We start from the raw sequence: 12518 nt of genomic DNA on the forward strand, positions 1-12518 counted from the left end.
GCCAACCAGCCTAGCGGCCCGCCGGAGGTTCCGGCGGGCCGCGTCATCTCAGTAAGCGAGTCCCGGCGGCTGGTAGAGGCCGAAGCTCAGGATGGACAGGGCGATGCCTCCGAGGATGGCCGCCCCGGTGAGCGTGCCCTGCAACTGCGGCGGCAGGGCAGGCAGGCCCTTGGGCCTGTTCTCCGCGTTACGACGCAGGTCCTCGAGCGTGTAGCCCGGATCGCCGACGTGCGGCATCAAATGCGGTGTCGGGAACGGCAAGGGCTGCGGCTGGGTTTTGGGCGAGACCACGGGCACCTGCTGCGGTCCCCGGCTCTTGGTCACCCAGTATTCGATCACTCCCGAGTTCTTGCCCCACTTGGCGGCGTTGGAGTAGGCGATGACGATCTCGTTGGTCTCCTTGACGTAGTTGGGCACGGGGAGCAGAAGGTCGAAGCCGGGTAGGACACTGCGTCCGCCGGTCTGCTTCGGCAGCGCCTTGAGCGCCTTGATGTAGATCGCGAGTTCGTCCTTGCCTTGGGCGGCGACCGTGGTGCGCTTCACCTCCCACAGGTAGATCGCGTCCTCCGTGATCAGGGCGATGTCGGCCTTGCCGTTGGTGCCGAGCTTCTTGGCACCGGGAATGTGGTACTCCAGCACGATCTTCCCGGACGGGTAGCCGAGCAGCGCCATCCACTTGATCAGCAGAGCCGCCACGTCGACCGCACGGTTGTGCCTTGAGGCGTTGTACTTCCACGGCTTGTCGCCGTCTGCCGTCTTCGCGGCGCGCCGCGGCTTGAGCCCGTCGGGGTCGGACAGCGTGATGGGGTTGTTGGCGGCGTAGCTGTAGGGGTTCGCCCAGTCCGGCGCTTGCAGGCTCAGCACCGGGTCGGTGCTGATGAACTTGGCGATGCCGGGGTCGTAGTAGCGGGCCGACAGGTAGACCAGCCCGGTGGCGTCCTCGGTCTTGCCGAGGAAGCCGCGGTCGGTGAAGGGCAGGGCGTCACCACCGCGCCGACCGCCGAAGGGCAGGTAGCGCTGGCGTACGACGGCGCCGTCGGCGTCGCCGACGGCAAGTTGCTGACTGTTGTTCAGCCCCGCCATCAGCCAGGTGACCGTGCTGCCCGTCCGCAGTGCGACCGTCGTGCCGTCGGCGGTGGCGTAGTACCGCGTGCCGGTCACCTGGCCGCCCGACAGCTTGAGCTCCATGACACCGAGGTAGAGCGTGGCGGCGCCTGGATCGTGCCTGATCAGCCGCTCACCGTCGGCGTCGTAGACCATCGAGGTCTGCTGGCCGTCGATGGTCACCTTGGACAGCTGGCCGAGTTCGTCCCAGTCGAACGTGCCCTGCTTGCCGCCCACCGTCCTGGAGGACAGCCGGCCGGCGTCGTCGTAGGCGTAGGTGTCAGTGCCGCTGGGGCGGCTGATGGAGGTGACCGCGTTCGGTCGCGTCGCACCGGTGCCCGCGGCCGGGTAGGTGTAGGTGGCCGCCTGCCCGTTGCTGGTCAGCGTGGTGAGGTTGCCTGCAGCGTCGTAGGTGTAGCTCTGGTTGTACGGGTCAGGCCCGAGGCCGTCGCCCCCGCCGCCGCAGTCGGCCGCGGTCGTGGTGAAGGCGGCCGACAGACGGAGCAGTCCGTCGTAGGCGAAGCACTCCGACTGGCCCTGCAGGACATCCTGGATGCGGTTGAGCTGGCCGGCGATGTTGTAGCCGAACCTGTCGTCCTGAACGGTCTCGGGCGTTGCCGTGTCGGCCTTGGCCGCGGTGGTCACCCGGCTGAGCCACCCGGTTGTGGCGTCGTGCTCGATCGTGCGCTTGATCTTGCCGGTCGTGCCGAACTGACGCTCGGCGAGCTTCCCGGTCGCCGAGTAGAGGGTGTCCTTGACGTAGGTGAACCCGCCGAGGTCGGAGCTGAGACCCTTGGTCAGACCGTAGTCGGTGTACGTGTAGTCGAGGGTCTCCGCCGGCAGTCCGCCCGCGGCCGGCATGCCCTGCCGGCGCAGGTTCCCCGCCGCGTCGTAGGCCGAGGTGAACACGTAGTCTCCGGCGAGCGCGCCCTCGACCGTGGGGATACTGATCTTGTTGCCGGTGGGGCGGTAGTTGTCGTCGTAGGCGGTGACGCTCTGGGTGTAGGGCTGGCCGCCGACATAGCGGGTGGAGGAGGAGGGCTGGCCCTTGGCGACGGAGTCGTAACTCCACTCGGCGAGCTTGGTGCCCGTACCCGCCTCGCCGCTCCACTGGGTGGTGACCCGGCCCAGGTCGTCGTAGCCGATGGAGATCTTCTGGCCCGTCGCGTCGGTCTTCCACGCGACCCTGCCCGCCAGGTCGTACCCGGTGGTCGTCCGGCCCGCGTCCGGGTCGGCGGCGACGGTCTGCCGCTTGAGCCAGTCGTAGGTGAACGTGCGGACGCTCCCCTTGGCGTCCGTCATCGTCAGCAGGTTGTCGCTGACGTCGTAGGTGTAGACGGTGTCCTGGTGGGAGGAGCCGTCCTTCCACTCCTCGATCTTCGTGGTCCGGTCGAAGACGTCGGTGACGGTGACGGTCTTGCCGCCGACCGGGGGAACCGTTTCGGTCCTGTCCGCACCGGGATAGGCGGTGGTGGTACGGCGTAACTCCTGGGCGAGGTGGTAGGAGATGATCGCGACCGGGCGCTCAAGTCCGTCGTAGAGGGTCTTGGCCCACTGTGCCGCGTTTGTCAGGGTTGGGTTGAGCAGGCCGGAGCCGGGCGCGGCGGTGTTGTGCACCGGCTCGGTCTTGGCCAGCGGCAGGCCCCTGGCGTCGTAGGTGGTGACGACCACGGCCCGGCCACCGGAGGGTGAGGTGGCCTGCGCCTCCCGGGTGCGCCCGAGCCCGTCCTCATAGCTGTACGTGCTCACCATCTGCGCGGACGAGCCCGTACCCGTGAGCAGCCGCTTGAGCGTGGTCCTGATCGGTGCGGTCGGCTGGCTCAGCCCGCCGCTGGAGGGGATGTCGTAGGCCGCGGTCGCCGTCGGAGTCCCTCCCGAGCGCGGCTGGCCGGGGGCCCACATCGCGACGGCGCGGCCGAGGGCGTCGTAGTCGAGCTCGGACTTCTTGCCGTTGGCGTCGACGATCGACACGATCTCGCCGTGCAGGCGTGATGTCGTGGCCATGACCTGCTGGTTGAGCGGGTTCGTGGTGACGACGCCGTTCGAGGGCCAGCCTGTCGTGGGGTTGTAGGCGGTGGTGGTGTGCTTGCCCAGCGGGTCCACCACCTCGGTCTGCCTGCCGTACTCGTCGAAGGACGCCTTGCCCGTCGAGACCGTGTTCGTGTCGGCGTAGGCACGGGTCTCGGTGGCGTTGCCGTCGCTGGGCTTGTTCGTCGCCGGGTCGGTGCCGTTGTCGTACAGGGTGACGGTCTTCCCGACGAGGGTGCCCGCGGCGCAGTCATCGCCCGTGCGCTTCTCGACGACCGACGGGAACCCGATCAACCACTGGCCGCCGTCGGTGTTGCGCGCGTACGAGATGGACGTGCACGAGTTGTCGGTGGACACTCCGTCCTGCCCGTACGAATTGATCTTTATGGGCAGACCGTCGGCGTTGTGCAGTGTCTTGTTGTCGCTGTAGCGCCAGCTTCCGTCGGCCGCCTTCTCCCTGGTGCGCTCGCGCACCCGCAGGACGAAGTACGGGTCCAGCGCGCCCGGGACGTCACCGTTGGCCTTGAGCAGATACTCCCAGCGTGTCGATTCGACCTCGGCGTAGGCCCGCGGGCTGGTCGCGGTCATCTTCCAGGTCTGCCGCTGGAGCGTCTGCCCCATCAGCGGCCAGGCGTCCAGGATGGTCCCGCCGTCGAAGTCGGGGACCAGCGTGCCCATGCCTCGCAGGAACGTCTCGGACGTGACCGTGTAACCGTCGGGGTCAGAGCCTGATCCGGTGATCGTGCGTACCTGGCCGTATCCGCGCCAGTCGGAGGAGGCCGGCTTGAGCCCCGGCTCCGCGTACTCGGTGGGGCCCACCCAGCCCGGGCCGCCCAGGTACTCGTAGGCGTGGGTGATGTCGGGCGAGCCGCCGACCAGGTCACGCTCGACGACCTTGGTGGCCAGGTGCTTGTAGAAGCGGGCCCAGCTCTCGTTGCCCTCGATGCTGTAGTCGACCTGGAAGCAGTCGCCCGTCTTGTCGGCGAAGTAGTCGGTGCCGTCCCGGCCCTTCCCGCCGGAGCAGGGGTCGGCCTGGCCGTACGTGACCTCGATGCGCCCGCCCATGCCGTTGGCGATGCCGCTCACGTGGGGGACCATCCGCCATGACAGCAGGTCGGTCCAGTCCGACATGTCGTCGTAGTCCATGCGGCCGGCCAGCATGGCGGCGTCGAAGTCCACCGGCGGCAACGTGATCGTGGGGCTCGTGGCCAGCCCGGTCTGCTGCGCGGTGTCCAGCCACATGACCGGATCGCGCGGCGGGCCGAAGTCCGTCCTCGTGTAGATCCAGGTCTGGCGCAGGTCCAGCCGTTCGACCGGATCCCATCCGCCGGTCGCGGGGTTGGCCGACTCGGTCGTCACGGAGGTGAGCTTGCGGGTGGAGAAGAAGGCGATCGCGTCGTTGTCGCAGGGCGTCTGGGCGGCGCACTGCAGGTCGGTCGGCACGTCGCCGCCGTCTCTCGCCGCGGTGGTGAAGACCGTCCGGGAGGTCGGCGTCGTACCGGCCAGTTGGGAGTTGTGGCCCCACTCGACCTTGGCCAGCACGCCGCCGCTGTCGTACGGCAGCACCCGGTACAGCTCGTGAGCGCAGGAGGGCAGGCAGAAGTAGTTGGTCTCGCGGGTGTAGGAGTAGTCGAGCACGTTCTCGTTGCGGTCAGTCTCTCTGTCGAGGTTCCAGCGCCACACGCCGGTGCAGGTCGGCGGGATGGCGTCGTTGTAGTACCGGTCGTAGCAGGGCTCGCCGACGTCGTTGCCCACGTACGGGAGCTGCCATTGGGCGTCCTTGCGGTAGCCGAACCTGGAGACCGTGCCGTCCTGACCCGTGACCTGCCAATACGGCTGGCTGTCCGCGCCGCCGGCCAGCTGCTCGATCTTGAACCCCAGCTCGGGGACGGTCTTCCAGCCGCCCGAGGTGTCCTTGACGATGGCGGCGGACCGCCCGCCGACGTTGATGACCAGCTCGGACTGGCTCATGTCGTTGGTCGTGGGGTCGTTGTCGTTGGCGTCGGGCGATTCCCAGCACACCGCCCTGCCGCCCACGCCCATCTCGTCGGCGGTCCAGATCAGCTCGGCCGTTTCCGGATGGTAGAAGTTGTCGACGTAGCAGCGGCGGTACTTGCGCTCGATGAATCCGGCGTTCAGGTCCCAGCCCGCGCCGACCGTACCTGACTGGTTGTTGGTCCAGCGGCCCTGCCCGTCCACCGAAGAGGAGTCGTAGCGGAGGGACAGCTCAGGGCCGTTGCCTGCGGGGGAGGGGGCTTCGGGCAATGGCAGGCTGTAGTCGAAGCCGCCCCCGGAGGTGCCGGCCTGCCAGCTGCCCGACGGCTTGAGGTCGGTTGCGCCGAAGTTGCCGTCCGTGCCTGCGACCCCGGCGGCCAACACGTACACGGAGCCGGTCTGGAACGCCTTCCCGGCCAGCTCGGCTGCCTTGGGACGGCTGCTCGGCGCCACGGTTACGGGAAGGCTCGCCCCGGTGACCGGATCGGCCTGGACCTCGGCGATCAGCTTGCCGGCGGCGAGGTCGTTGTGCGCCGCCACTGGCTGTGGGCGCACGACGCAGTCGCGGGGACGCGGGACGGCCACCGCGCACGCCGGCAGCCTGAGCAGGCCGAGCCTGGTGTCGAAGCTGCCGCCGAAGGCGTCGCGGAAACCCGCGTAGGAGAATTCCGCCTGTATGGTCCCCGCTCCCTCGACGCGGGTCACCCGGGCGGCGATGCCGACGCCGCCGAGCCGGCTGACGGTGTCGGCGGGCAGCGTCTCGACGCGCACCTTGCCCGAGGTCGTCTTCTTCGTCTCGGCCACGGCGATCGGCAGCGCCCCGACCTGGACCGCCTTGCCGGTGAGCACTGCCTCGCCGCGGCCGGGGCGTGGCCAGACGGGATCGGATCGTTTGACTCGCGGCTGATTCTCCTCCGCGCCTTTGGCCGTCTTCGGGACCGGCACCGGGTGTCCCTTGACCGACGGTTCAGCTTCGGGGCCCGACACGGCCGCCGATGCCTCCTGGCCGAACACGAGCGGCACTCTGACATCGAAGGCCACCATGATCAGGGCAACCAGTAACGCGACGGTCGCCCGTTTCCAAGTACGCCAACCCTGCATCCTTACACCTTTCAGGCATGCTGACGCAGGCCCGTTCCAATGGACGGGCCGGCACGTCATAAGGTGGATATAAGGTTCACAGGTGATGTTGAAGAGTTTCGCAGAAGCGGTCAACCCGTAAAGTTGGCGCCATTTCAGGATCGACAGTCCCGGGCGTACGGGAAGGGTCGACATTTGAGCTGATCAACATGTGCGGCGTGCGCTCGGCGGGTCAATCCGTTCTCGTCTGTGATCTATGTCATATTGACGCCATGAGCTCCTTGGGCTGGGCCGCCGCAGTGCTGCGTCCTGCCGCGATGCGTCATCGACCGCGAGAACGGCTTTGGACCGCGACAAAATGGCTGCACAGGGTTTTCGCTGCACGGCACTCAGGGACAGTTCGCGTTTATCTGCTGCGAAAGAAATCGACGTCGCCGGCATTCCTGGCCCGTATGGGCCGGGTGCAGCTCCTCTCCGAATACAGGAGAGCCTTGTCGATAGAGGAGCACTTCCCGCCCGACGGGCTGGAACGGTCAGCCACACCGCGCGGCCCACTTTGTCCGGCCACGCACAATGTCGGTGCCGTCGAACAGCGTGTCGGAGATGCATGCTGGATCTTGGGGACTCGGGGAACTTGATTTAGGGTGCCTAAGTAACCAGTGGGGCACGAGAGGAGATCCCTTGGACATTCTCGTAGCGGTAGATGGCGAGGAACGGTCTGACGAGCTGTACTCGCTGCGTAAGGAGTTCTCCGACGATGTCGAGTTGGCGGGCATCGTGCAGGACCGGATCTCCGGCCCTCCGCCGGACGCCCTCGGTGACATCGCCGATGCGCTGATCATCGCGCTGGCGCCGGGAGGGCTCGTCACCGCCGCTGCCGCCGTGCTCGTGACATGGATCCGTAACCGCAAACGATCGGTGTCCATCACGCTGAAGAGGCCTGACAACGCAGAGCTGCGCTTCCAGGCGGAGACGGTCCGGGCGATCGACGGCGCGAAGGTACGTGAGATCACCGCCGAGTTGGCCAAATGGCTGAACGGGGAAGACGCCGAAGTGCCGGCCGCCGGCCGCGGCCTGGGGCCCGGCGATGGCACAGGACCTTCCTGACGGCGGCGGCTCAAGATCGGGTCTCGGGCGGGCCAGGGTACTCCTCGTAGGTACAGCGACGCACGTCCCAGGCTCGCGACTGCGCGACGAGCAGGCCGTCGCCGATACGTTGATCGCCTTCAGGCATGCGCTGATCGATCGGTGCGGCGTACGCAGGGACGCGTTGGACGTGTGCCTCGACCCGCAGACCCCGGGGGAGTTCGGCCACGCTCTGCAAACCGTCACGGAGGGCGCGGACAGAAGCGACGTCCTGCTGGTCTGCTATGCCGGGCACGGCATGGTGAGCAGCAGCGACGGCCAGCTCTACCTGGCGACACGGGAGAGCGGCGGCGACGGACGGCTGGAGCACACCGCGTGGCCCTACGCCAATCTGCGCCGCTACGTCTTGGAGAGCAGGGCACGAGTCAAGATCGTCATCCTGGACTGCTGCTTTTCCGGAAGGGCGGTCAGTGCCCTCGCCGCAGACCAGGACGAGATCGCCAACGTCGCCGAGATCGCCGGCACGTATGTCCTGACCTCCGCGGGGCGGGACGAGTACGCCTTGGTCCTGCCCGGCGGGCAGCGCACCGCGTTCCTCGGGACCTTGGTGGACCTGTTGAACCATGGAGACCCGGAGGCGGACCGCACCATCACGGTCGCCGCGGCGTACCGGCACCTGGCCCGAATGCTCCCCGCGAAGGGCTGCGCACGGCCCGTCGGCCGCGGGCTGAGCCTCGCCGGAGACCTGGTCCTCGCCCCCAACCGCGCCTGGCGCTCCAAGGGGGCGGTCGCACCACCTCGCCCCGCGGGCACGGAGAGGAGACAGTGCCCCTACCCGGGGCTCGCGGCCTTCTCCGCCGCGAACTCTTCCCTCTTCTTCGGCCGCGAGCAACTGACGGGGAAACTCGTCAAGAAGATCGCCGAGCGCTACGACGAGCCGGCGCCTGTGCTGGTCATGGGCAACTCCGGCTCGGGAAAGACTTCACTGCTGCACGCCGGCGTGCTCCCGGCGATCGGCCACGGAGATCTGGAAATCGCCGGCTCGTCCACATGGCCACGTCTGGCATTCACCCCCACGGCGCGGCCCCTGGCGGCACTCGCGGCGAACATCATGCCACTGATCCACAGGGATCCCGCCGAACTGGAAGATCTCATCCGCGCACGACCGGAGGCTCTGCAGGAGGCACTGAGCCGTACGCCGCCAGGGCGCCGGATCGTGCTGGTGGTCGACCAGTTCGAGGAGCTCTTCACCCAGTGTTCCGACGAGGCGGAGCGGCAGGCGTTCATCCGTGCGCTGCACAGCACGTGGAGCGGGCATGGTGGCGAACCGACCACGCTGGTGGTTCTCGGCGTCCGTGCCGACTTCTTCGGACGGTGTGCTGATCATGGCGAGCTGACTCAGGCAATCAGCAGGCACACGATGGTCGTCGGCCCGATGAAGCCGCAAGAGGTCCGCGACGCGATCGAGCGCCCCGCCGAGCGCGTGGAGTTGTCGCTCGAAGCGGGTTTGACCGAGGTGCTGCTCACCGACCTCGGCGTCCGTCGCGGCGGCGATGAAACTCAGCCCGCCTACGAAGCCGGCCGGCTACCCCTCCTTGCGCACGCGCTGCGGTCCATCTGGCAGCGGCGTGATGGCGACGTCCTCACTGTCGCGGCCTACAGGGAGATCGACGGCATCGGCGGCGCACTCGCCACGTCTGCCGACACCGTTCTGGCCGGACTGGATGAAAAGGGCAGAAGCACGGCGCGTGACTTGCTACTCCGCCTGGTGCGGGTCGGCGAGGGCACCGACGACACGCGACAGCGCGCCTCACCCGGCGAACTCATCGACGGCGCGCCCGAACCGGACGCTGCCCGCAAGGTGCTCCACACCCTGGCGGCCGATGACGCCCGGCTCATCACGCTGGATGGAGACACCGTTCAGATCACCCACGAAGCGCTGTTGCACTCCTGGCCGACGCTGCGCTCCTGGATCGAAGCCGACCGAGCGGACCTGCGCCTCCGGCATCGCCTGGCAAGCGAAGCCAGGGCCTGGGAGCGGAGTGGCCGCAAAGCAGGCGATCTTGCCAAGGCGACGTCGCTGGCCATCCTGCGCGATTGGGCCATCGAACCGGAAGGACTGCGCACGCTCGACGGCGGCACGCGTGAGTTCGCTGAAGCGTCGATCCGACGGGCCAGACGCCGGAGGACGGGGGCCTTCGCCATCTTCTCCGTGTTCCTCCTGCTTTTCGCGGTCACCGTCGTGCAATGGCGGACGGCCGACGAACGCAACAGGATCGCCACAACCAGGAAGTTGACCGCTGAGGCCGAGGTTCGCCGGGACAACGATCCCATTGGCGCGCTTCGCGCGAACCTCGCCGCGTACGGAATGGCGGGGGCCGACGGTCCGGTGCACGACGAAGCCCGCGCCAACCTGACGGCCGCGATCCTGGGTGACTCGCTGGCTCTGCCGTTCCCCGCCCATCGAGGGCCGGTGAACGCGGTGGCGTTCACGCCCGATGGCGGCACGCTCGCGACGGGCGGTAGTGACTCCGCCGTCATCCTGTGGGACATCCACGATCCGCTGATGCCCAGAAAGGCCGCCGTCCTCACCGGCCATGAGGGACCAGTGACGTCTGCGGAATTCGACGCCCGCGGCTCCCTGCTCGTCACCGGCGACGCCAAGGGGCGGGTCGCGTTGTGGAACACGGCAGATCCACGGCGCCCACGGCAGGCAGCGGTCCTGAAGAACATGGGCGCCGTCAACACCGTCGCGCTGAGCCCGCGCGGCGCCGTACTGGCGACGGCCGGGCAGAACACGAAGGCGGTGTTGTGGGACGTCACCGACCCGGGCAAACCACTGCAACTCGCCACCATCGGCGGGCACGACAAGCCGATCTCGTCGATCGCGTTCTCCCCCGACGGCCGCCTGCTGGCCACGGCGAGCGACGACGCCACCGTGAAGTTATGGCAGGTCTCCACGCCGACACGTCCCCATCGGGTCGCCACCATCAAGAAGGCGCTCTTCCTTCCCAAGCGCGTGGCATTCCATCCTGATGGTTACGGTCTAGCCATAACGGGCATCCGCGGTGTCTTCCTTCCTGTCCCCGGTTCCCCTCTGGTCACCCTCTGGGACATCCGCGACAACCGCCGGCCACAGCTCATCAGCGAGTCGGCGGCCCACCAGGGGGCTGTGGACCGGCTGGCCTTCAACCCCACAGGAACCAGAATGGTGACGGCGAGCAGCGGAGATGCCGCCGTCATCCTGTGGAAAGGGACGGAGCAGAAGGCGGTGCTTCAACAGTCGTCCGCAGTCACTGCCCTGCGGTTCAACCCGGACGGGCGCATACTCGCCGTCGGCGGCGAGAACGGAACGATGCGCTTGCGAATCGTGACCAACCCCGCAGCCCCTCGGATGCTGTTCGACGTCTCAGGCGCCGGACCAGCGGTTTTGCATCCGAACGGTTCGATCCTGGCCATGGCGGAGATGGAAACCATCAAGCTGTGGGATCTACGTCAGGACTCCACGCCGAAGCAGATCTCCTCCATCCGCACCGACTCACGCGTGGGCGAACTGACTTTCAGCTCCGACGGGTCAACACTGGTCGTGATGACGGACGGGGATGCCGTCAGAATCATGATGTGGGACGTCCGGATCCCAGCGTCACCGCGCAAGGTAGTCGTCGCGCCGGTCGAAAACATGGTGCAGGCATCGTCATCCGTCGTGTTCCATCCCGGCAAGAAGATGCTTGCAGTGACGGGAAAGGACGGCGCCGTGTCGTTCTGGGATCTACGCGATCCTGCACGCCCGGCCCGCTTGTCCACCTTGTCCGGCGAAACCGAAGGTGCCAGCGCCACCTTGATCTTTGACGAGCATGGCGACTTCTTCGCGGTCGTCAACGACGACCGGCCGCCCTCCCTCTGGGACGTGCGCGACCCGAAAGCTCCCCGTCGGGTCAAATGGGACGGAGCGCCCCCGGCATCCTTTGTCGCATTCAGTAGCGGCGGCCCCAGGCGCCTACTGGCGACAGGCCATGACAACACTGTGACGCTCTGGGACCTGACCACCCAGCCGGCGCCATCACGTACTGCGGTCCTGACCACTGTGAAGGACATTTACCGGCTGACCTTCCACCCGAGCGGAGACCTCCTGATCATCGGGTCGGTAGAGGACCGGCTCATCAGCAAATGGGGTCCACAACCGACTGACGAGGACATCTGGGGACGGGCCGACGCGGCCGAGTTCTGGATCATCACCGATCCGGCGGCACCCCGCCGACTGCCCGCCATGACCGATGAAGAGCCCTTCTATCCGCCGTACACCTTCAGCGCCGACGAGCGCAGGCTCCTCACTGGCTACGGTTACGGTGTGGCGTTGTGGAGCACCGCGGAATTGCAGGACGTTCTCGAGCATCTCCGAGAACGAGGATGCACAGTGGCCGGACGCGGGCTCACCCAAGAGGAGTGGACGCACTATGCGCCCGGGATTCCGTACCAGGAGGACTGTCCGCCGGCGCGGTGATCGCCGTGTGTTCGACATGACGCACGCCCTCCGAGGCGTCAGATGATCTAACTCTGACTCATCTGGAAAGGCCACTGCTGACGTTCTCGACGACAGCGTCCGGGGTGTAACGGAAACCGAATGGAACAACGATAAACAGGCGCGCGCAGGCTCCCGCCGGTTTACGCGCGGGAGGGGGCGGGATGAACGGCAGGCCGGAGGCCGACGGTGTGATAAGCATGCGCGTCGAGCTGAGACCGGATGCGGATGTGGACATCGACCTGCACGACCGTCTCACCCGTGGGCTCCACGGTGAACTGAACGAGCTTGATGTCGAGTGGGTCCGGACGGCGGCCGGCGGCCCGGCACCAGAAGGCGCGAGAAGCGCGGACCCGGTGACGGTGGGCGCACTCCTGGTAGCTTTCAGCGCCTCGGGCGGGGTGTTCACCTCGCTGGTCGGAGTGCTCAAGGACTGGCTGGACCGCCAGTCGGCACGGCACCGGATCGTCCTCACCATCGACGGCGACTCCATCGAACTCGACCGGGTCACGGATGCCGAGCGGCGCGAATTGATCGGGGCCTTCCTCCAACGGCATTCGGGCGAATAGCGAGCGGGCCGCCGGGTCGCGCTCTGAACCTCACCTAGGCCGTGTTTCATAAGGCTTTGAGCCACTGGTTGATCGCGGCGATGATGACGACGGCTTCGTAGCGTACGGCGAGCTTGTCGTAGCGGGTTGCCATGCCA

General features: G+C 67.5%; 4 protein-coding genes. 3 read left to right on the forward strand and 1 reads right to left on the reverse strand.

Annotation, left to right across the window (positions count from 1 at the left end; translation table 11 throughout):
- Positions 1-48 precede the first annotated feature (48 nt).
- Complete coding sequence (locus tag IEZ27_RS41885; RefSeq protein WP_189652344.1) at positions 49-5976, reverse strand: RHS repeat-associated core domain-containing protein; 5928 nt, start codon at positions 5974-5976, stop codon at positions 49-51.
- A 912-nt stretch (positions 5977-6888) separates the two neighbouring features.
- Here IEZ27_RS41885 and IEZ27_RS41890 point away from each other — a divergent pair.
- The 3 genes from IEZ27_RS41890 (at position 6889) to IEZ27_RS41900 (ending at position 12381) form a co-directional block, all read left to right on the forward strand.
- Positions 6889-7314, forward strand: a complete 426-nt coding sequence (locus tag IEZ27_RS41890) for an effector-associated constant component EACC1 (RefSeq protein WP_189652345.1) — start codon at positions 6889-6891, stop codon at positions 7312-7314.
- Complete coding sequence (locus IEZ27_RS41895; protein ID WP_189652346.1) at positions 7295-11794, forward strand: caspase, EACC1-associated type; 4500 nt, start codon at positions 7295-7297, stop codon at positions 11792-11794. Before IEZ27_RS41890 ends, IEZ27_RS41895 begins: the two co-directional genes overlap by 20 nt.
- 218 nt (positions 11795-12012) lie before the next feature.
- A complete protein-coding gene (locus IEZ27_RS41900; RefSeq protein WP_229824815.1) occupies positions 12013-12381 on the forward strand; it encodes an effector-associated constant component EACC1 in 369 nt (122 codons plus the stop codon).
- Positions 12382-12518 lie beyond the last annotated feature (137 nt).

Source organism: Nonomuraea spiralis, from assembly GCF_014648435.1.
Lineage (GTDB): Bacteria > Actinomycetota > Actinomycetes > Streptosporangiales > Streptosporangiaceae > Nonomuraea > Nonomuraea spiralis.

What these genes read in the sequence shown, in the direction of transcription:
- IEZ27_RS41895 (WP_189652346.1), top strand. Translation starts at nt 7,295, where the DNA reads ATGGCACAGGACCTTCCTGACGGCGGCGGCTCAAGATCGGGTCTCGGG.
- IEZ27_RS41900 (WP_229824815.1), top strand. Translation starts at nt 12,013, where the DNA reads ATGCGCGTCGAGCTGAGACCGGATGCGGATGTGGACATCGACCTGCAC.